The 23,200-nt window shown below is 62.4% G+C and carries 21 protein-coding genes, 1 tRNA gene and 2 pseudogenes; 13 read left to right on the forward strand and 11 right to left on the reverse strand.

Translation table 11 applies throughout. The annotated features are described in order from the left end of the window. Position 1 precedes the first annotated feature (1 nt). A pseudogene (glmS, locus tag NVV77_RS07345) lies at positions 2 to 1,829 on the forward strand (glutamine--fructose-6-phosphate transaminase (isomerizing)). Positions 1,830 to 1,970: 141 nt separating this feature from the next. Here the strand turns inward: glmS and recG are convergent. Both recG and NVV77_RS07355 read right to left on the reverse strand, forming a co-directional pair. After that, the gene (gene recG / locus NVV77_RS07350; RefSeq protein ID WP_295411811.1) at positions 1,971 to 4,079 is read right to left on the reverse strand and encodes an ATP-dependent DNA helicase RecG; all 2,109 of its coding nucleotides are present in this window, start codon (positions 4,077 to 4,079) and stop codon (positions 1,971 to 1,973) included. Positions 4,080 to 4,140: 61 nt separating this feature from the next. Beyond that, the gene (locus tag NVV77_RS07355) at positions 4,141 to 4,653 is read right to left on the reverse strand and encodes a ClbS/DfsB family four-helix bundle protein (RefSeq protein ID WP_295411812.1); all 513 of its coding nucleotides are present in this window, start codon (positions 4,651 to 4,653) and stop codon (positions 4,141 to 4,143) included. 163 nt (positions 4,654 to 4,816) lie between these two features. Here NVV77_RS07355 and NVV77_RS07360 point away from each other — a divergent pair, with 163 nt between their 5' ends. The 3 genes from NVV77_RS07360 (at position 4,817) to NVV77_RS07370 (ending at position 9,447) form a co-directional block, all read left to right on the forward strand. Then, positions 4,817 to 5,095 (forward strand): succinate dehydrogenase assembly factor 2, encoded by a 279-nt coding sequence (locus NVV77_RS07360; RefSeq protein WP_295411813.1) that lies wholly within the window; start codon positions 4,817 to 4,819, stop codon positions 5,093 to 5,095. Further along, a complete protein-coding gene (mfd, locus tag NVV77_RS07365) occupies positions 5,092 to 8,577 on the forward strand; it encodes a transcription-repair coupling factor (RefSeq protein WP_295411814.1) in 3,486 nt (1,161 codons plus the stop codon). Before NVV77_RS07360 ends, mfd begins: the two co-directional genes overlap by 4 nt. 144 nt (positions 8,578 to 8,721) lie before the next feature. Further along, positions 8,722 to 9,447: an invasion associated locus B family protein gene (locus NVV77_RS07370; RefSeq protein WP_295411815.1), complete on the forward strand. Its 726-nt coding sequence runs from the start codon at positions 8,722 to 8,724 to the stop codon at positions 9,445 to 9,447. 191 nt (positions 9,448 to 9,638) lie between these two features. On the opposite strand, the gene NVV77_RS07375 is transcribed toward NVV77_RS07370, so the two are convergent. The 4 genes and pseudogenes from NVV77_RS07375 to NVV77_RS07390 all read right to left on the reverse strand — a co-directional run bounded on the left by NVV77_RS07375 (position 9,639) and on the right by NVV77_RS07390 (position 11,722). Continuing rightward, positions 9,639 to 10,340, reverse strand: a complete 702-nt coding sequence (locus tag NVV77_RS07375) for an FAD-dependent monooxygenase (protein ID WP_295411816.1) — start codon at positions 10,338 to 10,340, stop codon at positions 9,639 to 9,641. A 247-nt stretch (positions 10,341 to 10,587) separates the two neighbouring features. Further along, a pseudogene (locus NVV77_RS07380) lies at positions 10,588 to 10,803 on the reverse strand (FAD-binding protein); the annotation flags it as partial. Next, entirely contained in the window at positions 10,800 to 11,270 is a 471-nt protein-coding gene (locus tag NVV77_RS07385; protein WP_295411817.1) for a DUF6691 family protein, read from the reverse strand. The gene NVV77_RS07385 and the pseudogene NVV77_RS07380, both read right to left, overlap by 4 nt. Next, positions 11,270 to 11,722 (reverse strand): YeeE/YedE family protein, encoded by a 453-nt coding sequence (locus tag NVV77_RS07390; RefSeq protein ID WP_295411818.1) that lies wholly within the window; start codon positions 11,720 to 11,722, stop codon positions 11,270 to 11,272. The genes NVV77_RS07385 and NVV77_RS07390 overlap by 1 nt, the downstream gene beginning before the upstream one ends. Positions 11,723 to 11,962: 240 nt before the next feature. Here NVV77_RS07390 and NVV77_RS07395 point away from each other — a divergent pair, with 240 nt between their 5' ends. From NVV77_RS07395 to NVV77_RS07435, 9 genes are all read left to right on the forward strand, one after another. After that, positions 11,963 to 12,865 carry a TerC family protein gene (locus NVV77_RS07395; protein WP_367178600.1) on the forward strand — a complete coding sequence of 301 codons (903 nt, stop codon included), beginning with the start codon at positions 11,963 to 11,965 and terminating at the stop codon, positions 12,863 to 12,865. Next, complete coding sequence (locus NVV77_RS07400; RefSeq protein WP_295411819.1) at positions 12,862 to 13,833, forward strand: quinone oxidoreductase; 972 nt, start codon at positions 12,862 to 12,864, stop codon at positions 13,831 to 13,833. The genes NVV77_RS07395 and NVV77_RS07400 overlap by 4 nt, the downstream gene beginning before the upstream one ends. 61 nt (positions 13,834 to 13,894) lie before the next feature. Then, positions 13,895 to 13,984: transfer RNA gene (locus NVV77_RS07405), tRNA-Ser, on the forward strand. 88 nt (positions 13,985 to 14,072) lie between these two features. Continuing rightward, complete coding sequence (locus NVV77_RS07410; protein WP_295411820.1) at positions 14,073 to 14,330, forward strand: GIY-YIG nuclease family protein; 258 nt, start codon at positions 14,073 to 14,075, stop codon at positions 14,328 to 14,330. A 125-nt stretch (positions 14,331 to 14,455) separates the two neighbouring features. Then, positions 14,456 to 14,692, forward strand: coding sequence for a hypothetical protein (locus NVV77_RS07415; RefSeq protein WP_295411821.1), 237 nt, complete (start codon positions 14,456 to 14,458; stop codon positions 14,690 to 14,692). Positions 14,693 to 14,909: 217 nt separating this feature from the next. After that, a complete protein-coding gene (locus NVV77_RS07420; RefSeq protein WP_156385712.1) occupies positions 14,910 to 15,086 on the forward strand; it encodes a hypothetical protein in 177 nt (58 codons plus the stop codon). A 154-nt stretch (positions 15,087 to 15,240) separates the two neighbouring features. Then, on the forward strand, positions 15,241 to 15,897 hold the full coding sequence (locus tag NVV77_RS07425; protein ID WP_295412271.1) for an allophanate hydrolase subunit 1: 657 nt from the start codon (positions 15,241 to 15,243) through the stop codon (positions 15,895 to 15,897). Next, positions 15,898 to 16,800 carry a biotin-dependent carboxyltransferase family protein gene (locus NVV77_RS07430; protein ID WP_295411822.1) on the forward strand — a complete coding sequence of 301 codons (903 nt, stop codon included), beginning with the start codon at positions 15,898 to 15,900 and terminating at the stop codon, positions 16,798 to 16,800. After that, entirely contained in the window at positions 16,797 to 17,621 is an 825-nt protein-coding gene (locus tag NVV77_RS07435) for a LamB/YcsF family protein (RefSeq protein ID WP_295411823.1), read from the forward strand. The genes NVV77_RS07430 and NVV77_RS07435 overlap by 4 nt, the downstream gene beginning before the upstream one ends. Before the next feature lie 179 nt (positions 17,622 to 17,800). Here the strand turns inward: NVV77_RS07435 and NVV77_RS07440 are convergent, their stop codons facing one another. The 5 genes from NVV77_RS07440 to NVV77_RS07460 form a co-directional block, all read right to left on the reverse strand. After that, positions 17,801 to 18,553, reverse strand: coding sequence for an ABC transporter ATP-binding protein (locus NVV77_RS07440; protein WP_295412273.1), 753 nt, complete (start codon positions 18,551 to 18,553; stop codon positions 17,801 to 17,803). A 14-nt stretch (positions 18,554 to 18,567) separates the two neighbouring features. Then, positions 18,568 to 19,332, reverse strand: a complete 765-nt coding sequence (locus NVV77_RS07445) for an ABC transporter ATP-binding protein (RefSeq protein WP_035087433.1) — start codon at positions 19,330 to 19,332, stop codon at positions 18,568 to 18,570. An 11-nt stretch (positions 19,333 to 19,343) separates the two neighbouring features. Further along, positions 19,344 to 20,486: a branched-chain amino acid ABC transporter permease gene (locus NVV77_RS07450; protein WP_295411824.1), complete on the reverse strand. Its 1,143-nt coding sequence runs from the start codon at positions 20,484 to 20,486 to the stop codon at positions 19,344 to 19,346. Between the two features lies 1 nt (position 20,487). Further along, positions 20,488 to 21,519 (reverse strand): branched-chain amino acid ABC transporter permease, encoded by a 1,032-nt coding sequence (locus NVV77_RS07455; protein ID WP_295411825.1) that lies wholly within the window; start codon positions 21,517 to 21,519, stop codon positions 20,488 to 20,490. A 165-nt stretch (positions 21,520 to 21,684) separates the two neighbouring features. Continuing rightward, positions 21,685 to 23,043, reverse strand: coding sequence for a substrate-binding protein (locus tag NVV77_RS07460; RefSeq protein WP_295411826.1), 1,359 nt, complete (start codon positions 23,041 to 23,043; stop codon positions 21,685 to 21,687). Positions 23,044 to 23,200 lie beyond the last annotated feature (157 nt).

The following is a 23,200-nucleotide window of genomic DNA, read 5'->3' on the forward strand; positions in this document are numbered from 1 at the left end:
GATGTGCGGCATTGTTGGCATTGTCGGTAACGAACCCGTTGCCGGTCGTCTGGTCGATGCGCTGAAGCGCCTGGAATATCGCGGCTATGACAGCGCCGGTGTCGCAACGCTGGAAGGTGGCGCGATCTCGCGCCGGCGAGCCGAGGGGAAGCTGGGGAACCTTGCTACCAAACTCGGCATGGAGCCGCTCGACGGGCATATCGGCATCGGCCACACCCGCTGGGCGACGCATGGCGCGCCGACCGAGCAGAATGCCCATCCGCATGCAACCGAGCGCGTCGCCGTGGTCCACAACGGCATTATCGAGAATTTCCGCGAGCTTCTCGCCGATCTCGCGCAGGACGGATATCTGCCGCAGACGCAGACCGATACCGAATCCGTGGCGCTGTGGGTGAGCCGGGAACTGGCCAACGGCGCCGACCCGGAACTGGCCGTGGCGCGGACGCTCAAGAGGCTCAAGGGTGCCTTTGCGCTGGCCTTTTTGTTCAAGGGCGAGGGTAATCTGCTCATCGCCGCGCGCCATGGGGCGCCGCTGGCCGTGGGTTACGGCGCGACGGAAATGTATCTTGGCTCGGACGCTATGGCGCTGGCGCCGTTTACGTCGCGGCTGACCTATCTTGAGGATGGCGACTGGGCTGTTATCACGCCGGCCGGCGTGACCATTCGCGATGGCAAGGATGCCATCGTGCAGCGCGAGCAATTGCTGTCGCAGGCTTCGGCGCTCTTGGTCGACAAGGGCAACCATCGCCATTTCATGGCCAAGGAAATCTATGAGCAGCCCGAAACCATTTCGCACACGCTCAGCCACTATGTGGATATGGGCGCAGAAAAGGTGGCGATCCGGGAAAGCCTGCCCTTTGATTTCGCTGATCTTTCGCGACTGACCATGAGCGCTTGCGGCACGGCCTATTATGCTGGTGCAGTGGCAAAATACTGGTTCGAGCGCTATGCGCGGCTCCCCGTGGACATCGATGTGGCGAGTGAATTCCGCTATCGGGAGCCGCCGCTCGACAAGAACGGGCTGTCGCTGTTCATTTCGCAATCGGGCGAGACGGCGGATACGCTGGCGGCCCTGCGCTATTGCGCCGGACAGGGGCAGCATGTCGCGAGCCTTGTGAACACGGTGGAATCGACCATTGCGCGCGAATCCGGCGTGGTTTTCCCGATCCTTTGTGGACCGGAAATCGGCGTCGCTTCGACCAAAGCGCTGACGGCGCAGTTGACGGCGCTCGCGAGTCCTGTCGCTGGCGGCGGGCCGGGCGCGCGGCGTGGTGAGCGTCGAGCAGGAAGCCGAACTTGTGCGGGCGCTGGTGGCGCTGCCATCGGCCGTGTCCGAGGCGCTGGGCGCGGAAGGCCAGATCATCGACATTTCCAAGCGCCTGTCGAAGGCCAAGGATGTGCTCTATCTCGGGCGTGGGCCGATGTTCCCGATCGCCATGGAAGGCGCGCTAAAGCTCAAGGAAATCAGCTATATCCATGCCGAAGGTTATGCCGCCGGCGAGCTGAAGCATGGGCCGATTGCGCTGGTGGATGAAGCCATGCCGGTGATCGTTGTGGCGCCGTCGGATGAGCTGGTCGACAAGACGCTGAGCAATATGCAGGAAGTCGCGGCGCGGGGTGGGAAGATCATTCTCATCACCGATGCCGAGGGGGCCAAGACCGTGGGGCACGGCGTGGCGGATATCATCGAGATTCCGCATGTGCATCCATTCGTTGCGCCGATCCTGGCGACGATTCCGGTGCAGTTGCTGGCCTATCATACGGCTGTGTTTATGGGCACGGACGTGGACCAGCCGAGGAATTTGGCGAAGTCGGTTACGGTGGAATAGACCCACTTGCTGGGCGGGAAGAGGCTCTTCGCTTTCACTCCACCTCGGCGTCATTCCCGCGAAAGCGGGAATCCCTTCTTGCCGCAAACAGAGATTCCCGCTTTCGCGGGAATGACACTGTGGAGGTGGGGGAAGGCAGCTTTAACCCGCTCTGATCAGCGGAATCGCCAAGTCTTTCCTGAACAAATACAATAACGTACGGGCGGCTTCGCCTTCTTCGCCCGTCAGGCCGGGGTTGCGCTGCATCAGCGCCTTGGCGTCGTCGTGGGCGAATTCCAGCAAGTGCCGGTGCACGTCGGGGACGGCGAGGCGGTAGCCGGGCATGCCGGATTGGCGCGTGCCAAGAATGTCGCCCTGGCCGCGGAGTTCGAGATCGCGTTCGGCGATCTCAAACCCGTCTTCGGTGGATTTTATCGTATCGAGACGCGCCCTAGCGGTTTCGCTGAGTGGGTCCTTGTACAGCAGCAGGCAGGCCGAGCGCTGCGAGCCGCGACCGACGCGGCCGCGGAGCTGGTGTAGCTGGGCGAGGCCGAAGCGTTCGGCGTGCTCGATGATCATGATGGTGGCGTTGGGGACGTCGACGCCGACTTCGATGACGGTGGTGGCCACCAAAAGCTTGATTTCATTGGCCTTGAAGCGTGCCATGACGTCCTGCTTGGCGGCGGCAGACATGCGGCCGTGGACGAGAGCGACTTCGAGGCCGAAGATTTTTTGCAGTTCGGCGAAGCGGTCTTCGGCTGAAACGACCTCCAGCGTTTCGCTTTCTTCGACCAGTGGGCAGACCCAGTAGGCTTGAGCGCCTTCGTGCAGCTTAGCCTGGAGGCGGGCGATGACGCGGTCGTAATCGTTGATCGAAAGAACCGCGGTATCGATGGGTTGGCGGCCGCGGGGCTTTTCCTTGAGGACGCTGACGGCCATGTCGCCGAAGTGGGTGAGGACCAGCGTCCTAGGGATCGGCGTGGCGGTCATCACGAGAAGGTCGGTGTGACGGCCTTTTTCGGAGAGGGCAAGGCGCTGGTGGACGCCAAAGCGGTGCTGCTCGTCGACGACCGTCAGGCCCAAGTTGTTGAATTCAATGCCGGACTGAAAGAGGGCATGGGTGCCGACGGCGATCGTGGTGGTGCCATCGGCGAGGCCGGCGAGTATGGCGCGGCGTTCGGCGGCAGGCATTTTGCCGGTCAGCAGGGCACAGCCGAGACCGGCGGCGTCGCATATCGGCTTGATGGTCTTGTAGTGCTGAGAGGCAAGGAGCTCTGTCGGTGCCATGAGGGCGGATTGCGCGCCGGACTCGGCTATGGCGGCCATGGCCATGAGGGCGACGACGGTTTTGCCAGAGCCGACATCGCCCTGCAGAAGGCGGGACATGCGCTCCGGCGCTGCGAGGTCGGCACGGATTTCCTCAAGCGCCTGATTTTGCCCGTCGGTGAGCTTGAACGGCAGTACACTCGCGACCTTAGAGGTCACGCTGCCATTGAATGTTCGCGCAATACCGCGCTCCGAGATCATCGACGAGCGCAGCAGTTGCAGGGTGATCTGGCCCGCAAAGTATTCGTCATAGGCGAGGCGCTGGCGAGAGGGGCCCCAGAGTTCGGCTTCGCCCGGATTTTCGGGCAGGTGCACGCTGTGCATGGCCTCGGTAAAGGTCGGCCATTTGCGCTGGGCCATGGTGGCCGGGTCGATCCATTCGGGGAGAACCGGGATAGAGTCGACGGCCTGGCGCACGAGCTTTGCCAATGCCTTGGAGCTCAGGCCATTGGTCAGCGGGTAGACGGGTTCGACGAGGGGCAGGGTGGCGAATTTGTCCGGCTCGACGATGTAGTCCGGATGCGTGATCTGCTTTTCGCCATTGAAAAAGCCGACCTGGCCCGAGACGTAGCGCTCTTCGCCGACCGGCAGCGCCTTTTCGACCCAGCCGCCTTGGGCGCGGAAAAAGACAAGCTGCATGTCTCCAGATTCATCGTGTGTGTAAACGCGATGGGGAATGTGCTCGCGACCACGCGGGGGAGGCTGGTGGCGGTCGACATGCAGTTTCAGCGTGACGATCTGGTTGAGATAGGCCTCGGCAATGCCAACCTGGCGACGACGATCGACCGTGCCCGATGGCATGTGCATCAGAATGTCGAGGACGATGGCTTCCTGCCCCTCGGGCGCACCGAAAAAGCGCGTGAGCAGGGCCGCGAGCTTGTCACCCACGCCTTTGATTGCGTGGAGCGAGCGGAACAGGGGCTGGAGGGTTTCGGGACGCGACACTGACTGATTCTCCTGCGCGCGAGAGTGGCACAAAAGAACAGGACAGGAACAGGGCGGAACCCTAGCTCAACGCCTGCGCCTTGCGCCATTTCACAAGACGTGTGTGCGCATTGGCGTAGGGCGACGACGTATTGAACTGGATCATGCGTCCCAGGGTCCATTTTTCGTACCATGGGCGGCCGTAGAGGCTGGTGTCGTCTTCCGCCTCGATGATCGCGACGATGTCGGATTTGGCGCGGTCTAGTTCGGCGAGCAGATCGGGAAAGGGAAGGGCGGCGTGATCAGCGTAGAATTTCTGCGCGAGGCGGCCGAGTTCGTTCCACTTGTAGCCGGTTTCGGGAAAATCGACCTCTTCGCCGGCCTTGCGCCCGCGATACCATTTGATGACGAGCAGGTTCCAGCCGAGGAGATGGGCCGCAAGGTCGTGCACACTCATCATGGTGCCCTTGGCGTGGCCTTCAAGCGTCTTTTCGGCGGTTCGTTCGACGGGAATCGCGGTGAAGTCAGCGACCAGCTTGCGGTAGGTCTTGTCGATGGCGGCCAGAAGCTCGGTCTTGTTTTGCGGAATGGCCATGGTTTGCTCCTTGCTCTTTAGTCCTTCTAGGGCAGAATTCATGGCTGCTACATGATCGAGATCAAGTTGCTTCGCCATTGCGCGCAAAGGGCTGACAATCCCTTTCAAGGCGCGTAAGAGAGTGTCCAAATCGAGAACAAACTACTGAATCATGGATGTCGAAATGACGGCCGGTGAGGACATTGCTATTCGCCGCAAGCGGTTGCGCTATCGCGCCTGGCATCGGGGGACCAAGGAAATGGACCTGGTGCTCGGGCCATTCTGCGATGCCAATATCGATGGGTATGGCACGGCCGAACTCGACCGGCTCGAAGCGCTGATGAACGAGGAAGATCCGCCGCTGCTCAAATGGGTGATGCGGCAGGAAGAGCCGCCGGCGCATGTCGACCGGGCCTTTCTTGATCTCGTCGTGGCCGACCATCAGGCGCGGATCGAAAAATGAATGAAATGACTGGGCTGCCGGCGATCCGGACGATTTCCAATGTGCCTGATGGCATGCAGCCCATGGCGCTGGCGCGGCTGATCGAGCAGCGGCTCAAGGATGCGCCCGATGATGCGGCGAGCCTGGTTTTCGTCGCGCGCGACGGGCGGCGCATGCAGCGCATGGCCGAGGTGCTGGGCGCGATGATGCCCGGACACACGATCCTGACGCTGCCGGCGTGGGACTGTCTGCCCTATGACCGTGTCTCGCCCAATAACGTAACCATTGCGGCACGGATGAACACGCTGGCGGCGCTGACGAGCGGGGCCAAGGGCGCGATCGTGCTGACCGCGGTCAATGCGCTGATCCAGAAATTGCCGCCGCGCGATGTGGTTGAAACCATGTCGTTTTCGGCGGCTATCGGGCGGGTGGTCGATAGCGAGAAGCTTATCGCCTGGGCGTCAAACAATGGCTATCTGCGCGTGCCGACAGTGCGCGAAAGCGGCGAATATGCGGTGCGCGGCGGGTTGGTGGACCTGTTCCCGGCCAGCGCGGACGCGCCGTTGCGCTTCGACTTTTTCGGTAGCCAGCTTGAATCGATCCGTACTTTCGATCCTGACAGCCAGCGCACGACGGGCACGCTGAAGCGCGTCGACCTGACGCCGATGAGCGAGGTCATCCTCAACGAAGAGACCATTCGCCGCTTCCGGCAGAAATATACCGCCGCCTTTGGTGGCAATACGGTCGATGACACGCTTTATGCTTCGGTGAGCGGCGGTTCGCGCTATTCGGGTACCGAGCACTGGCTGCCGTTTTTCTACGACCATATGGACCGGCTGGCCGGCTATGTCGGCGATGCGCCCTTCGTGTTCGACGATCAGGCGGCTGAGGCCTTTGCCGAGCGCGCCGAACAGATCGCCGACTATTATGAAGCGCGCGAAACGGCGCGGCAGGCAAAACCCGTAGCCGGGGCTGGGGCGCCCTATAAGCCGATCCAGCCGGACCTGCTTTACGATCTCGATGTGCAGCCGCAGACGCTGGCTGGGGCTTCGGTGATCCAGCTTTCGCAGTTCCTCTCGCCCAGTGCCAAGAAGGGCGATGACTGGGGCGGGCATATTGCGCCGAGTTTTGCGGCGGAGCGGCTGGCCTCGGACGTCAATCTGTTCCAGGCGGTTGTGGACCGGCTCCTGGCGGAGCGGCGCGAAGGACGGCGGGTGATCGTCGCCTGCTGGAGCGCGGGTACGCGCGACCGCATGGTTCAGGTTTTGAAGGACCATGGACTGACCAATCCGCGCATGGCGGAAAACTGGCGCGATGCGGAAACGACCAGCGCGGCGACGACCTCGCTGGTGGTCCTGCCGCTCGAAACCGGCTTTGAAACCAAAGACCTGCTGGTTCTCTCCGAGCAGGATATTTTGGGCGAACGCATCCTGCGGCCGCAGCGCAAGAAGAAGGCTTCGGACGCGCTGACCGAGGCGGCTTCGCTCTCGGCCGGCGATCTCGTGGTTCACGTCGATCATGGTATCGGCCGGTTTGTGGGCCTCAAGGTGATCGAGGCCGGTGGCGCGCCGCATGAATGCGTCGAGCTGCAATATGCCGGCGATACAAAACTCTATCTGCCGGTCGAAAATATCGAGCTTCTTACCCGCTACGGGTCGGATGACTCGTCCGTGGCGCTCGACAAGCTCGGCGGCGTTGCCTGGCAGGCCAAAAAGGGCAAACTCAAGAAGCGCATCCGCGAAATGGCGGAGCAGCTTATCAAGCTGGCCGCGCAGCGCCTGCTGGTCAAAGCCGATGTCATCGACATCAATGCCGGCGCCTATGACGAATTCGCCGCGCGCTTCCCCTATGAGGAAACCGAGGACCAGCTCACGGCCATCGAGGCGGTGTTTGACGATATCACCTCGGGCAAGGTCATGGACCGGCTGGTTTGCGGCGACGTTGGCTTCGGCAAGACCGAAGTGGCCTTGCGCGCGGCCTTTGGCGTGGCGCTGAGTGGCAAGCAGGTTGCCGTGGTGGTGCCGACGACGCTCCTAGCGCGGCAGCATTTCAAGACCTTCTCTGAGCGCTTCAAGGGCCTGCCGGTGCGGGTGCGCCATGCCTCGCGCATGGTCAGCGCCAGCGAATTGAAGGCGACCAAGGATGGGCTGGCCGATGGGCAGGTCGATATTGTGGTCGGCACGCATGCCCTCCTCAGCAAGACGATCAAGTTCCATGATCTGGGTCTGCTCATCATCGACGAAGAGCAGCACTTTGGCGTGGGCCACAAGGAGCGGCTGAAGGAGCTCAAGGCCAATGTGCATGTGCTGACGCTGACGGCGACGCCGATTCCGCGCACGCTGCAACTGGCGCTGACGGGGGTACGCGATCTCAGCTTGCTGGCGACGCCGCCGGTCGATCGCCTCGCCATCCGCACCTTCATTTCGCCCTTCGATCCGCTCTCGATCCGCGAGGCACTGCTGCGCGAAAAGTATCGCGGCGGTCAGAGCTTTTATGTGGTGCCGAAAATCAAGGACCAGCCGGATATCGCGGAATTCCTGCGGCAGCAGGTGCCGGAAGTCTCCTATGTCGTGGCCAATGGGCAGATGCCACCGGGTGAGCTCGACGACATCATGAACGCCTTCTACGACGGCAAATTCGACGTGCTGCTGGCGACGACCATTGTCGAATCCGGGCTCGATATTCCCAATGCCAATACGCTGATCGTGCATCGGGCCGACAATTTCGGCTTGGCGCAGCTTTATCAGATCCGCGGGCGTATCGGCCGGGCCAAGCAACGCGCCTATGCGCTGTTCACCGTGCCGGCTGACAAAAAATTGACCGACACGGCCGAGCGGCGGCTGGGCGTGTTGCAGTCGCTCGAAAGTCTGGGCGCCGGTTTCCAGCTCGCGAGCCACGATCTCGATATTCGCGGGGCAGGGAACCTCCTGGGCGACGAGCAATCGGGCCATATCCGCGAGGTGGGCTACGAACTCTATCAGGCCATGCTGGAAGAGGCCGTGGCGGCGCTTCGGAGTGGCGAGGAAGAATACGAGGATCGCAACGAGTGGAGCCCGAGCATTTCCCTGGGCATGCCGGTGATGATCCCCGAGCACTATGTGCCCGACCTGACGCTGCGCATGCAGCTTTACCGCAAGCTCGGCGACCTGACCGATATCAGGGACATCGACGCGGCGGGCGCGGAATTGATCGACCGATTCGGGCCTTTGCCCGAGGAAGTCGAGGCTTTGCTCAAGGTAATCCTCGTCAAGTCCTTGTGCCGTCAGGCCAATGTCGAGAAAGTCGATGCCGGGCCGAAGGGCGCGGTGCTGACTTTGCGCAATAGCGAATTCCCCAATCCGGTGGGTCTGGTGAAGCTCGTGAGCGACCCAGCCAACCAGGTTCGCATCAAGCCTGATCAGAAACTCGTGTTCGCGCGCAACTGGCCAACCCCGGAAACAAGGCTCAAAGGTACGGCTGCAATCCTCGCAAAACTGGCAAAACTTGCAGAAAATGCTGCCTGAGCGACTCTATGTTGCGCGGGGGCCTCATAATATTTTGGCAAGGGCGTCCGGTCATGTTATTGCCCGAATTGCGCCCTTGAAGGGCAGGTAAGTTTCTAGGTGGCGGAGTGCCGCCGAGACCGCCAAGGAAGGCAAGGACACTCTATGAAATTCAGGAAACCCCTCGTTGCTGGTTTGACTGCGGCTGCCCTGCTGCTGTCGCCGCTCTCGGCTTTCGCTCAAGATGCCGCTGCGCCCGCCCCTGAGGCTCCCGCCGCTGAAGCGCCCGCTGCCGACGCCGCTGCTGCGCCGGCCGCCAACAATCCCGCACAGAACTGGCTGAAGGTTTGCGATCCGCTGCCCGATGGGCAGAAGGCGTGCATCATGCGCCAGGTGGTTCTGGCCAATGGCCAGTTCCTCGGCTCGTTCCTGCTGCGTGACGATCCGGGCCAGGAATCGCGCCTGCTCGCCGTTGCTGCGGTGCCGCTTGGGGTTCTGCTGCCCTTCGGCCTGACCTGGCAGATCGACGGCGCCAAGCCGGTTCGCGTGCCCTACATGATCTGTGACCCGACCTCGTGCGCCACGCAGCTCGTGATCAACGAGCAGTATGTGAACTCGCTCAAGGGCGGCAACAAGCTGACCCTGACCGCCAAGAACCGTCAGAACCAGGATCTCACCATCGAGATCAACCTGTCCGGCTTCACCGCGGCCTATGACAGCGACACGGCAATGACTTTTGAGCAGTTCCAGCAGGAAACCTCGGGCGAAAACGCTCTCGAGCAGGTTCTGCAGGACCGCGCCGAACAGCTCCGCAAGGAACTGACCGAGCAGACCGGCGCCCCGGCGGCCGATGCTCCGGCAGCTGACGCTCCGGCTCCGACCGCACAGTAAGCGTTTCGCTGAGATGAAATGAGAAGGGCGCGGCCTTGGCCGCGCCCTTTTTTGTTTTGTCAGCACTTTGTTTCCACGACGTCATTCCCGCGAAAGCGGGAATCTCTGTTTCATGCGGCCCAAGATGGATTCCCGCTTTCGCGGGAATGACGTCGTGGGAAGGGAGAATGACGCAGTCGGAACTGCAGGCCTCAAGCCGATCTCTGCCCCATGCCGATGGAAAAAGCCTGGCGACGCAGCGACGGCATCAGCTTCAGAGCCCAGAGGCCGCCCGCGCGCAGGGCCTGGCTCGGGAGCATTTCGCCGAGGAGCGAGCGGAAGAGCGTGTCGACCATGGTACCGGTGCGCGCGAGGTCGCCGGCGCGGCGCTCGGCATAGGCCTTGCTGGCGCTAGCAGCCCAATCGGGGCTGGTGCGGTCGGTTTCGGCGAGAACCGCAACGAGGTCGGCCACGTCCCGCAGGCCGAGATTGAGGCCTTGTGCGCCGATAGGCGGAAAGGCGTGCGCGGATTCGCCGACGAGCACCGTGCCGTCACGGCCTGCTTCGGGCACGCTGAGGACGCTCAACGGGAAGATGAAGCTGGGCGAAACCAGTTTTATGCTGCCGAAGAGATTTTGCGAGCGGGTGCGGAAGGCGGCGAGCAGGGCTTCGGGGCCGCCAGCCTGGGTTTGGCGGAGCACTGACTCCTCATCGATCCAGACGAGGTTAGCCTTGGTACCCCCGGCCGGCACGAGGGTGAAGGGCCCGTGGGGATAGTGGAACTCGATGGAGGTGCCGCCGATGGAGCGACCCAATTCGAGATCGCAGACGAGAGCTGCTTCGTCGAACTTGTGCTCGCGGGCGGGAAGACCGGCCTCGGTGCGGATCAGGGATTTCTTGCCGTCGGCGCCCACGATGAGGGGGGGCTGAAACCGTGGTGCCGTCGGTCAGAGTGAGCACACCAAGACCGTCTTCACAGCGATATGCGGTAACGGCGACGTTACGGGTGGAGAGGCCCGTCGCAGGGGCGGCTGCCTGGAAGCGCTCGAGGAGCGTGGCATTGCCAAAATTCCAGCCGAAGGCGCCGAGGCCGGCTTCCTTGGCGTCAAAAAGGGTTTCGGGCGCGCGGATCAGGCGGGGTGTGGCATCGATGATGCGGATGGCGGTCAGCGGATGGCCGGTGCTTTCCGGGCTGTCGATGAGGCCGGAGGAGAGCAAAAACTCGACGCTGGGCATCATCAGGGCCGAGGTGCGGCGGTCGGGCGGGGCGGTGGGCGCGAGATGCAGGGTCTCGTAGCCGGCGCGGGCGAGGCTTACGGCGGCGGCGAGGCCAGCGAGACCTCCACCCACCACGATGATGTCGGTGTTCTCAGTCATTTGGCATCCGCAAGGCGTTTGGAATGGCCGCTGGGCACGATGAGGCTACCAGCATAGGAGCCGGCGATCAGGGCGAGGAGAAAAATCCACAGGCCATCGGGAGGAAAGGCGATCAACGCGATGGCTGGGCCCGGGCAAATCCCGGACATGCCCCAGCCGACGCCGAAGAGCGCTGCGCCGCCAACGAGGCGCGCATCGATGCGCTTGTATTCAGGTTCATGGAACTCTCGATCGAACAACGGCGCGGGGCGGCGGCGGCCGATCCGGACGGCGATGAACATGACGAGAATGGCCGGAACGATGACGAAGGCCAGGCTCGGATCCCAACCGCCGGAGGGGATGGCGGTGAAATCGAGGAAGCGCAGGACTTTCAGGGGATCGACCATCTGCGAGACATAGAGGCCGGCGCCGAAGAGCAGGCCGCTGAGGGCAGATGTCGCGAGGTAGGGCAGGCGGAGATTGGCCATCAGACAATCCCCGTCACGGCTACGGTGATGATGGCGACGCCGAAGAAGACAATGACGGCAACGAGCGAACGCAGCGAGAGGCGCGCGAGGCCGCAGACACCATGCCCCGAAGTGCAGCCATTGCCGATCTTGGTGCCAAAGCCGATGAGCAGCCCGGCAATGATCACCCAGACCGGCGGCGGTACGCCCCAGGTGGCGGGCGGAGACACGAGTGCGGCCGGTTCGACGCCGCCGACACCCAGCGCCGGGAAGAGCCAGGCGGTGGCCCAGGCGCCGGCCACCAGCGCGACGAGGAAGACCAGGCGCCAGACGACAGTCTGTGCCGGCGGCAGCAGCTGGCCAAAAATGCCGGAGATGCCGGCGATGCGGCCATTGCCGAGCCAAAGCACGGCGGCCGCAAGGCCGATCAAGGCGCCGCCGAGCGCGGCGGTGAGGGGCGTAAAGGATTCCATCAAGGAACTCCGGCAGGAAAACGGAACCAGAGCCTAGCACTGGCCATTCACGCCATACCAGCCTCCGGCCGGTAGAACCATTTCACGCCTTGCCGCAGGGAAAGAAAAAGCTGCCATAGGAACGAGAAAGCCGAAATGGAAGAGCGTCGGGCCCTTGTCTTTGCGGCCCGAAGGCCTCCACAATCACACAAAAGCCAATAGACTCGCGCGCAACCGAGAATCCCTTTTACGGAGCCCACCATGCTTGAGCTTCTCTACGACCCAAATGTCTGGGTCGCTTTCCTCACCCTGACGGTCATGGAGATCGTGCTGGGCATCGACAATATCGTGTTCATTTCGGTGCTGGTGTCGCGCCTGCCGCGCGAACAGGCTGAATTTGCCAGAAAGCTCGGTATCGGTCTGGCGCTGGTGTTCCGTATCGTCCTGCTCTTGCTGATCAGCGTGATCGTGCAGCTCAAGGAGCCGGTGTTTACCGCCTTCGATCATGCCTTCTCCTGGAAGGACATCATCCTGATCGCCGGTGGCGCCTTCCTGATCTACAAGGCGACGCACGAAATGCATGCGGCGATCGAAGAGCCGCATGAGGTGGGCCTGAAGGAAGCGGCAAAGGCCAGCTTGCAAGCCATTCTGGTGCAGATCGTCGTCATCGACATGGTGTTTTCGATCGACTCGATCATTACCGCCGTGGGCATGGTGCCGGCAGACCAGGTTGCGGTGATGATTGCCGCCGTGCTGGTTGCCGTGGCCGTGATGTTCTTTGCCTCGGGCCCGATTGCCCGCTTTGTCGCCGATCACCCGACGACCAAGATGCTGGCGCTGGCCTTCCTGCTGCTGATCGGTGTGACGCTGGTGGCCGACGGGCTCGGGTTCCATATTCCCAAGGGCTACATCTACTCGGCCATGGCCTTCTCGGTGCTGGTGGAGGCGGTCAATATTTTCGCCAAGAACCGTAAGCTGCGTGCGGCTGGCGGAGCGCCGACCAAGCATCAGGTGACGCCGTTCACCGGCGATACCGGGTCGGTGTCCGCCGAAGCCGGTGTTGCCGCTGTGGGCGGTGCCAAGCCTCGCCCCAAGAGCTCGCCGACACGACAGGCACAGGCCCGGCCGAAATCGGCCCCGCGTAAACCGAGGACGCCGAAGTGACCCGGGTCGTTGCGATCAACCAGACCGGTGGACCGGAGGTGCTGTCCGTCGAGGACTGGCCGGTCGCAGCGCCCGGTCCGGGGCAGGTTCTTATTGAGCAAAAGGCCATCGGGCTCAATTTCATCGACACCTATCAGCGCTCGGGGCTCTATCCGCAGCCGTTGCCGTTTGTGGGCGGGAATGAGGGGGCCGGTGTCGTCAAAGCGGTGGGCCCGGACGTGACGGCGGTGAAGGTCGGCGATCGCGTCTGCTATCAGGGCCAGGTTGGCGCGTATGCGGCCGAACGGCTCGCTGCCGTTGAAAAGCTCATTCCGATTCCGGATGGGGTCGATGACGAAACGGCCGCCGCCGTCGTGCTCAAGGGACTGACGGCCTATTACCTGCTGTTCAAGACGTGGACGGTCGAGGCTGGACAGACCATTCTCTGGCATGCCGCGGCGGGCGGCACCGGGCTGATTGCGACGCAATGGGCCAAGGCGCTGGGCGCCACCGTGATCGGGACGGCCGGCGGGCCGGAGAAGGTTGCGCTCGCCAAGGCGCATGGCTGCGATCATGTGATCGACTACCGGGCCGAGGATTTTCCGGCCCGGGTGCGCGAGATCACCGGGGGCAGGGGTGTCGATGTCGTTTATGACGGCGTGGGCAAGCAGACGTTTGAAGGCTCGCTCGATTGTCTGCGCCCGCGCGGGCTTCTCGCCAGCTTCGGCAATGCTTCGGGCGTGGTTTCGATTCCCGACCTGACCGTGCTGTCGCGAAAAGGCTCGCTCTATCTGACACGGCCGACCGGGGCGCATTATTTTGCCAAGCGCGAATATCTGCTCGAGGGCGCCGAAGCGCTGTTCGGCGCCATCCGCTCCGGCGCGATCAAGGTGGAAATCGGCGGTCGTTTCCGCCTCGAAGAGGCTGAAGAGGCGCATCGAGCACTGGAAGGGCGCGAGACGACGGGCTCAGTCGTTCTCATTCCCTGATCGACAAGTCGTGCCGCGCCCTCTGGACAGGGCGGCGCGGCGCGGCTAAACGGCAAGCCACGGGTAGGTGGCAGAGCGGTTGATTGCTCCGGTCTTGAAAACCGGCGAAGGTGAAAGCCTTCCGGGGGTTCGAATCCCTCCCTACCCGCCACCCTGCGCCCCCTGGGCTTCGGGTGGCAGGCCACCTGCGCAGGGTGATCTCCCGGAGCTGCGTTGCAGCGTAGGGAGACTGCGCGTTCATGTGGTACGTTTATTTCCTGCAATTGGGGAATGACGACGTCTATGTCGGCTCAACCAACGATCTGAAACGACGCTTCGCCTCGCATCAGACTGGACAGGTGCCGTCGACCAAAGCGCACTTGCCTGCCGTACTGAAATCGTATGTTGCCGTTGAGACCGAGGAGCACGCGCGGGAGCTTGAGAGTTATTTCAAGTCCGGCTCGGGCAAGGCCATTGCTCAAAAAAGGCTCGTTCGGAGAGACAAGCGAACGGACTAGTCGTGGGGCATTTCCTATTCTCGCATCGCAGGCCTCCAGATGCGCGCGAAAACGCGCTTGAGCGGCTGGGCGCGATCGGGCTAAGAGGCGGATGATCCCGCTTCGTGACAGTCAGGAACGATGAAATGAGCCGCAAGGAATTTGACGCATCGCGCATGCGGCGCATGAAGCGCATTGCAGCGCGTTATGACCTGACCATTCTGACTGCAGAAAAACTGAAGGTTTTGGGGCAGCCGGGCGGGCATGCCCTGCGGCACGATAAGACCTTCAAAATTGTCTATGGTGATGTGCCCAAACCATTTTCTGCGTCGCTGGACGATATCGAGGCCTATCTCGACAAGCTTGAGGCGGGGGAAGAGTAAGCGAGGCTGACCTTTGGGGCAACTGAGCGAATGCCCCGTGCTGGTACATTCCGTTATTTATTCCGTAATAGGAATCGGCTCACACTGGTCTCGTAAGCTCACTAGAGAAGTTCATCGTGTCTCTTAAGCGCTGAACGGTCTCTAGGTACTTGGATCGCGTTTTCGAAAGAAGCGGCTCGCCGCTTTTCCTCGAAACGCTCTATTGGAGGCGCGCACAGTGTTTACCTTGATCAACGCAGACGCCGACGAAGACGACGCCGAAATCACCGATCCCCAGGAAATCGCGGAATTGTTTGCGGCTATAGCGGCCGTGGCAATCGAAACCATTGGCGCAGCCAATGTGCGCGAACTGTTCGATGCGGTGGTTGAACAGGAGGGTCGTGATCCCAATTAGCGCTTCTTTTCAATTCCTCTGCGGGCGCCACTGAAGCGACGTCCGCCATCGGCCCAGTGCCGAACCTGCTTTCTGCCTTGGCGAGGCATCCTGGATCCGCAAGGACCTGACCTCGCCGGGGCAATTTCCGCGGGGGACGCAGATAGTGGGGCAAATGCAAATCCTGCCGGAACGGCCCATGGTGCAGACGCTGGGCGACAGCACCATTCTCGTGCGATTCGGCAGTCGCCTCGACGAAAATGCCAATCGTCGGGCCATCGGCTTTGCGGCCGCGCTTGAGAGCGAACCGGTCGCAGGAATAGTCGAGATCGTGCCGAGCCTTGTTTCGGTGCTCTTGCGGTATGACCCGCTGATTTCACGACATCAGGATATTGAAGGCGAAATCCGGCTGCGGCTGCATGGGGCGCTGGAGGATCTGGCGGGGGCCACACGTCGGATTGGCGTGCGTTTCGGCGGCGAGACGGGGCCGGACCTTGAGGAGGTCGCTGGCTTGCTGAAGGTTTCTGCAGAAGAATTTATGGCGCGGCACAATGCAGTGCCGCTGCGCGTGCTGGCGACCGGCTTTGCGCCGGGTTTTGTCTATTGCGGATTTCATCCCGAGACGCTGGTCCTGCCACGGCGGGACAAGGTGCGCGCTCTCGTGCCGGCAGGGAGCGTGCTCTTTGCCGCTGGGCAGACGGCGATTGCCGCTACTGATATTCCGACTGGCTGGCACGTGATCGGGCACACCGATTTTTCCAATTTCAATCCGGCTGCGGAGCCGCCGACGCGGCTGCGGGCGGGCGATAGCGTCCGCTTTGAGGTGACCTGAGTGACAGCAACTCTGGTCATCGATCGGGCGGGGCCACTCGTCACTGTTCAGGATGCAGGGCGGTTCGGCTATCTCGCTCATGGCATCAGCGCGTCGGGGCCGATGGATGCCGGTGCTTTCAAGCGGGCAGGATTGCTGGCGGGAAGCGGCGAGACAGCAGGCATCGAGTTTTCGATGCTGGGGCTCGATCTGACCGTTGCCGAAGGCGAAGCCGTGATGGGCTGGGACGGCGGAACCTTCGAGGTTTCGATCAATGGGCGGACGCAGAGCTGGCCAGGCTCAGCACTATTGGCTGCGGGTGACAGGCTGAGCATTTCGGCTGCTACGGGGGGCAATTACGGCTATCTGCGCTTTGGCGGCGAGATTGATGTGCCCGTGGTGATGGGCAGCCGAGCGACCAGCATGCGGGCGCGGATCGGCGGGCTGGAAGGGCGAGCGCTCAGGGCGGGCGACAGGTTGGCGGTCATCGGGGATGGAGAGGCATCGGGGCCGGTCGCAGCGCGCCCGAGGGTGGAGGGGCCGATCCGCTTCGTCTGGGGCCTGCATGCCGAGGTCTTCAGCGCGGAATTGCGAGAGAAATTCGTACCCAGCGCGTTTCGCATTTCTTCGATGATGGATCGCATGGGGGTGCGGCTGCGTGACGAGACGGCGGTCTTTGCAGAGGCGCGGATATTGTCGCTGGTGTCGGACCCCATCGTCGTGGGTGATATTCAGATTCTTGGCGATGGCACGCCGATCGTGCTTGGGCGCGACCATCAGCCGACAGGCGGCTATCCGCGGATCGGCACGATCATTTCGGCTGACCTCGACCGGTTTTTCCAGCTTCGTCCCAATGCGGAGCTTGTGTTCGCGCCGGTAGGAACAGATCATGCCCAGGCTTTGTTGCGGAGCGGAATTGCATGACCAGCATAGATCTCAACGCCGATCTCGGCGAAGGCATGGGCACGGATGATGATCTGCTGGGAATTGTGTCGAGCGCCTCGATCGCCTGTGGCGGTCACGCGGGCGATGCGCAGACGATCCGGCATATCCTGAAGCTGTGCAAGGCGCGGGGGATTCGGGCCGGCGCGCATCCGGGCTATGCCGACAAGCCGCGTTTTGGCCGGTTTCGCCTGGTGATGCCGCTGGACCAGCTTATCGGCCAGGTGCGCAACCAGATGTTTCTCATTCGCCATATCGCCAGCGAAGTGGATGTGCCGCTGTCCTATGTGAAATTGCACGGGGCCTTGGCGAACCAGACAGCGGAAGAGCTGGCCCTGGCGGTTGCCGTTTTTGCCGCCGTGCAGGCGATGGACGAGAAAATGGCGGTGCTGGCGCTGGACAATAGCGAACAGGTGCGGGCGGCCAAGGCGGTCGGCGTGCCGCTGATCCGGGAAGCCTATGCAGACCGTGCCTATACGGCCGAGGGGCTGCTGGTGCCGCGGGCGCAGGAGGGCGCGGTCATTCACGATGCGGATGCGGTCATCGAGCGATGCTTGCGGTTGGCGCAGAGGGGAGAGATCGTGGCGATCGACGGGACGGTGCTGAAATCTGGCGCACGGTCCATCTGCCTCCATGGCGATACGCCCGGCGCAGTCGATCTGGCGCGCGAAGTACGCGATGCGCTGGAAGGCGAGGGGATCACCATTGCCGCTGAGCCGCCGGAAGAGGATTTACCCTGGGCCTCTCAAGGGGGAGAGGGTGAAATCGGCGAAATGCCTTTGGGTTTGAAAGACCCAGGGTAGCTTGGGGGCGTGGGAAGATCCCGCGCCTTCAGTGTTCAAGTAGTCCTCATGGTGAGGTGGGAAGCGTAGCGCAGCCTCGAACCACGAGGACGTGGCACTTGGCCATCGGTGGCACGCCCCCGCCCTTCGAGGCCGCTCCGCGGCACCTCAGGGTGAGGGCTACTAGAAGACTGGCCTCGTTAGATCGCCAGGTATTCGTGCCTTAGCTCCGTATTGTCCAAGACCTCCTTGGCGGTGCCGGCGAAGACGACTTCGCCGGTGTCGAGGATGACGGCGCGATCGGCCAGTTTCAGCGCGGCGACGGCGTTTTGCTCGACGATGATGGTGGTGATCCCCAGCGGCTTGATCGAATGCAGGATGCGTTCGATTTCGTGCACGATGACCGGGGCCAGGCCTTCATAGGGTTCATCAAGAAGCAGGAGTTTCAGGTCGCGGGCCAGGGCGCGGGCGATGGCGAGCATCTGCTGTTCGCCGCCGGAGAGGGTGACGCCTTCCTGGGTGCGGCGCTCGGCAAGACGCGGAAAGCTTTCGTAGATCTGTTCGAGGCTCCAGCCATTGCCGGGGGCGACCTTGGCGAGGGTGATGTTTTCCTCGACGGTCAGACCCTGGATGATGCGGCGATCTTCAGGCACGAGCTGGATGCCGGAGCGGGCAGCCTCAAAACTCTTCATCTGGTGGATGGGCATTCCATCGAGCCAGATTTCGCCCTGGCGCATCTGCGGGTTATCGGTGCGGGCGATGGTGCGCAGGGTGGAGGTTTTGCCGGCGCCGTTGCGGCCGAGCAGGGCCAGGATTTCGCCCTTGCGCACGTCGAGCGAGACGCCCTGCACGATGTAGCTCTCGCCGTAATAGGCGTGCATGTCGCGCACCGAGAAGAACGGGCGGGTGGTTTCGATCTCTGCGGCGTGACTGACGGTGGTTTCGGTTGTCATGGCGATGGAACTCATCAATGGGCTCCTCCGAGATAGGCTTCCTGCACTTTTGGATTGCCGCGCACTTCGTCGGGCGAGCCATCGGCGATGATGCGGCCCTGGGCGAGCACGGAAATCTTGTCGGCCAGCGAGAAGACGACGTGCATGTCGTGCTCGATGATGACCTTGGTCATGCCGCGGCTCTTGATCTTCTTGAGCAGTTCGATGGTCGTGTTGGTGTCGTGACGGCTCATGCCGGCCGTGGGCTCGTCGAGCAGCAGCAGGCGTGGATGCTGGATGAGGCACATGGCCAGTTCCATGCGCCGCTTGTCGCCGCGGCTGAGGCTGCCGGCCAGCATTTCGCGGCGCGTGATCATGCCCACATCTTCGAGCATGTGCTCGGCCTCGGCGCGAATGCCCGTTTCGCTGTCGAGCGAACGCAGCATATTGAGCTTGAACATGCCGTCGCGCTTGGCGAGGGCCGGGATCATGACATTGTGCAGCACCGAGAGGTCAGCAAAGATTTCCGGCGTCTGGAAGACGCGGGCAATGCCGAGTTGGTTGATCTGGTAGGGCTTTCTGCCGGTGAGAACCGTGCCATCGAAGACGACCTGGCCGCTCGTCGGCGCCAGCTTGCCGATGATGACGTTGAGCAGGGTCGATTTGCCGGCCCCGTTGGGCCCGATGATGGCGTGGGTCTTGCCCTCTTCGACTTGCAGGTCGATGTCGGCGAGGGCGTGCAGGCCACCGAAGCGCTTGTGGACGTCTGCGACGTGCAGGACGACGTTGGATTTTTCCATTTTCTTTCGTCCTACTCTGCGGGTTGGGTGCGGGCGCTGGGTTTGGCGCTCGATGAGCCGGAGCGACGGAAGGCAGCGGCGATGCGCCGGACGCCCTCCATGATGCCGCCGGGCAGGAAGATCACCACGATGACGAAGGCGAGGCCCAGGGTGAGGTGCCAGCCATCGCCCACGAACTTGCTGGTAATCTTGACCACGACATCGGCCACGCCCTCAGGAAGAAAACTCCAGAAGCGGGCGAGGATGTTGTCGTTGAGCGCGGAGAGGATGTTTTCGAAATATTTGATGATCCAGGCGCCGATGACCGGGCCGACTAGCGTGCCGACGCCACCCAGAATGGTCATGAGCACCACTTCACCCGAGGCGGTCCACTGCATGCGCTCGGCGCCGGCCAGCGGGTCGGTGACGGCGAGGAGGGCACCGGCGAGGCCAGCATACATGCCCGAGATGACGAAAGCCGACAACGCATAGGGACGGGTGTTGAAGCCGGTGAACTGCATGCGCGTCTGGTTGGATTTTATAGCCTTCAACATCATGCCGAAGGGCGAGCCGGCAATACGCTGGGCGATGAAGAAACTCAGGATCAGGAAGCCGGCGCAGAAATAGAAGCCGGCATAGCCGCCGAGCTGTTGACCGAGAAGAGTAGGAACGGGCTGACCCGAAAAGGTCTGGCCCATGGCGGCATCGAGGAAGCGCGGATCGGCCAGCGTCAATTGCAGGCCGGTTTCGCCATTGGTGATGGGCGTCAGCACCGAATAGGCGAGGTTGTAGCTCATCTGCGCGAAGGCGAGCGTGAGGATCGAGAAGTAGATGCCCGAGCGGCGAAGGCAGAGGAAGCCGATGATCAGGGCGAAGAGGCCCGAGATCAGCACGGCAAATATCATGGCCGGGATGGCGTCGAGCGTCAGGAGCTTGAAGGACCAGACGGCGGCATAGGAGCCGACGCCGAAGAAGGCGGCGTGGCCGAAGCTGAGATAGCCCGTGAGGCCAAAGAGGATGTTGAAGCCGACGGCGAAGATGCCGAAGATCATGAAGCGCTGCAGCAGGTCCGGATAGCCGGCGCCGAAGGGCGCCAGCCAGATCGGCATGGCAAGCACCACCACGGTGAAGCCGAGGAACAAGAAGAGATCGTTGCGGGACATGAAAGTGGTCATGTCAGGCCTCCATCACGCCGCGCCGGCCCATGAGGCCACGGGGGCGAACCAGAAGAATGATGACGGCGACGAGATAGATGATGATCTGGTCGATGCCGGGGAAGATCGCTTTCACCTGGTTCATGGAGGCGAAGGACTGCAAAATGCCGAGGAGGAAGCCTGCGGCGACGGCGCCCGGCAGGGAACCCATGCCGCCGACCACGACGACCACGAAGGAGAGGACGAGGAAGTCCATGCCGAGGTGATAGTTGGGCGGTAGCAGCGGGGTGTACATGACGCCCGCCATGCCGGCGACGACGGCGGCGAGGCCGAACATGATGGTGAAGCGACGATCGATATTGATGCCGAGGAGCCCGACCGTTTCACGATCGGCCATGCCGGCGCGGACGACCATGCCAAAGGTGGTGAATTGCAGGAAGGCAAAGACGCCACCGATGACGACGCCAGCGAAGACGAAATAGATCAGGCGCCAGACCGGATAGGTGATGACATTGGCCTGCATGCCGAGCCACGCGCCGATATCGGCAGCGCCGCGGAGGTCCGTGGGCATGGGTTGGGGAATGGGATTGGGGCCGAAGACGGACTTGATGACTTCCTGGGCCACGATGGCGAGGCCGAAGGTGACCAAGATCTGTTCGGCGTGGGTGCGCTTGTAAAAGTGCTTGATGATGCCGCGTTCGAGCCCGATGCCGACCAGGAGCATGATCGGGATGGTGATGAGGATCGATAGTGGCACGGAGTAATTGACCAGCACCGCGCCGAAATCACCGAGCCAGGCTTGAACCAGCGGTTCGCGCACTTCGAGCGGCGCGCCCCAGGGCGAGAGCTTTTCGGGGTCGATGGTGACCGTTTCCATGGTGAGGAACATGCGCACGGTGACGGCGCAGAAGGCGCCGAGCATGAACAGGGCGCCATGGGCGAAATTGACGACGCCCAGTGTGCCGAACACCAGGGTGAGGCCGAGGGCGATCAGCGCATAGGCGGCGCCTTTGTCGAGCCCATTGAGAAATTGCAGAAAGATGATTTCGAACATCGGATGCTCCAGCGTCGCCGAAAGGCACGAGGTCTCCCAGGAGCGTCACCGCCGGGATTAACCCGGCGGTCCATGGGCGCGGCGGCATCCCATGGATTGCCCGGTCAGCGGATCAAGTCCGAGGAGACCGGGCAATGACGATGCTTGGGAGCGTCGACTACACTCTTACGCGCACATCGGAACCGGTTCGGCCGGGCCGAGATCGCCACCGAAGATGGCGGGATCGTAGGCCACGGTATCGCGATCGATTTCCTGAACCACGTTCAGCACGTCGAATTCGCTGGTCGGGCTTTCATTGCCCTGCACCACGAGAACCGACTTGATGCACTGGTGGTCTTCGGCGCGATACAGCGTCTTGCCATTGCCCATGCCGTCGAATTCGTGGCCTTCCAGCGCCTTGATGACTTCGGGCGGGTAGAAGGTACCGGCGCGTTCCACGGCGTCTGCGTAGAGCAGGGCCTGGACATAGGCGGTGTGGGCGGCCTGGGACGGCGGGGAGCCATAGGCGGCGCCGAAGGACTTGGTGAAGGCGATGGAGCCGGGGTCCTGCAGGTTCCAGTGCCAGTTGGACGTACCAAAGATGCCCTTGACGCTTTCGCCGGCACCCTTGGCCATCAGCTCGGAGATGAGCGGGGTGACGATCTGGAAGTCCTTGCCGTTGGCCTGGCGGTCGCGCATGCCAAACTGCACGGCCTGGGTGAGCGAGTTCACCATGTCGAGGCCGTAGTGGTTGAGGATCAGCACGTCGGCACCGGAATTGAGAATCGGCGTGAGATACTGCGAATAGTCGGTGGTGCCGAGCGGCGTCTTGACGGCCGCGGTGGTCTTCCAGCCGAGGGCTTCGGTGGCGTTCTTGATCGACTCTTCCTGGGTCCAGCCCCAGGTGTAGTCGGCGGTCAGGTGATAGGCCTGGCGATCATTGCCATAGGACTGGCCCAGAACCGGAGCGAGACCGATGCCGGACTGGTAGGCGTTGAAGAAGTGGCGGAAGCCGTAGCGGCGCTTGTCCTTGCCGGTGGTATCGTTGGAATGGGTGAGGCCAGCCATGAAGATGACGCCCATTTCCTGGCAAAGGCCCTGCACGGCGATGGCTTCGCCCGAGGACGAACCGCCGGTGATCATGATGGCGCCATCGCGCTCGATCATGCGGGTGGCGCCGGCGCGCGCCACGTCGGACTTGGTCTGGCTGTCGGAGGACACATAGGTGACCTTCTTGCCCAGGATGCCGTTGCCCTTGAGGGCGGAAGGCTGAAGCACGTTCAGAAGCCCGCCGTCGCCTTCGCCATTGAGATGGGCGATGGCCAGTTCATAGGCCTTCTGTTCGTCTGCGCCTTCTTCGGCATAGGTGCCGGTGAGAGGCAGGTTGAGGCCGAAGACGACCGTGTCGCCGGTCGGGTTATTGCAGAATTCCTGGGCCCAAGCGCCCTTGGTGAAAACGAGAGGGGCGACGCCCGAACCGATGATGCCGGCCATGCCGGTCTGCAGGACACGGCGGCGCGACAAGCCACGCTTCAAAATAGTCATTGATCTCCTCCTATGCGTGGGCAGCCGGTACATCGCCGGAGCCTCAGCGCTGCCCGATATTTGCCGGATTTGAAAACGACGGCAATATCCCATTGTAATTCAACGATAATTCTGTAAATTGTTGTTCTAGATCGGAGGCGATCTAGTAAATTCGTTT

The organism is Devosia sp., from assembly GCF_024707125.1.
GTDB lineage: Bacteria > Pseudomonadota > Alphaproteobacteria > Rhizobiales > Devosiaceae > Devosia.

What these genes read in the sequence shown, in the direction of transcription:
- NVV77_RS07445 (WP_035087433.1), bottom strand. Translation starts at nt 19,332, where the DNA reads ATGGAAAAATCCAACGTCGTCCTGCACGTCGCAGACGTCCACAAGCGC.
- NVV77_RS07440 (WP_295412273.1), bottom strand. Translation starts at nt 18,553, where the DNA reads ATGACAACCGAAACCACCGTCAGTCACGCCGCAGAGATCGAAACCACC.
- NVV77_RS07455 (WP_295411825.1), bottom strand. Translation starts at nt 21,519, where the DNA reads ATGTTCGAAATCATCTTTCTGCAATTTCTCAATGGGCTCGACAAAGGC.
- NVV77_RS07390 (WP_295411818.1), bottom strand. Translation starts at nt 11,722, where the DNA reads ATGGAATCCTTTACGCCCCTCACCGCCGCGCTCGGCGGCGCCTTGATC.
- NVV77_RS07385 (WP_295411817.1), bottom strand. Translation starts at nt 11,270, where the DNA reads ATGGCCAATCTCCGCCTGCCCTACCTCGCGACATCTGCCCTCAGCGGC.
- mfd (WP_295411814.1), top strand. Translation starts at nt 5,092, where the DNA reads ATGAATGAAATGACTGGGCTGCCGGCGATCCGGACGATTTCCAATGTG.
- NVV77_RS07435 (WP_295411823.1), top strand. Translation starts at nt 16,797, where the DNA reads ATGACCAGCATAGATCTCAACGCCGATCTCGGCGAAGGCATGGGCACG.
- NVV77_RS07460 (WP_295411826.1), bottom strand. Translation starts at nt 23,043, where the DNA reads ATGACTATTTTGAAGCGTGGCTTGTCGCGCCGCCGTGTCCTGCAGACC.
- NVV77_RS07410 (WP_295411820.1), top strand. Translation starts at nt 14,073, where the DNA reads ATGTGGTACGTTTATTTCCTGCAATTGGGGAATGACGACGTCTATGTC.
- NVV77_RS07370 (WP_295411815.1), top strand. Translation starts at nt 8,722, where the DNA reads ATGAAATTCAGGAAACCCCTCGTTGCTGGTTTGACTGCGGCTGCCCTG.
- NVV77_RS07360 (WP_295411813.1), top strand. Translation starts at nt 4,817, where the DNA reads ATGACGGCCGGTGAGGACATTGCTATTCGCCGCAAGCGGTTGCGCTAT.
- NVV77_RS07395 (WP_367178600.1), top strand. Translation starts at nt 11,963, where the DNA reads ATGCTTGAGCTTCTCTACGACCCAAATGTCTGGGTCGCTTTCCTCACC.
- NVV77_RS07355 (WP_295411812.1), bottom strand. Translation starts at nt 4,653, where the DNA reads ATGGCCATTCCGCAAAACAAGACCGAGCTTCTGGCCGCCATCGACAAG.
- NVV77_RS07425 (WP_295412271.1), top strand. Translation starts at nt 15,241, where the DNA reads ATGCAAATCCTGCCGGAACGGCCCATGGTGCAGACGCTGGGCGACAGC.
- NVV77_RS07415 (WP_295411821.1), top strand. Translation starts at nt 14,456, where the DNA reads ATGAGCCGCAAGGAATTTGACGCATCGCGCATGCGGCGCATGAAGCGC.
- NVV77_RS07450 (WP_295411824.1), bottom strand. Translation starts at nt 20,486, where the DNA reads ATGACCACTTTCATGTCCCGCAACGATCTCTTCTTGTTCCTCGGCTTC.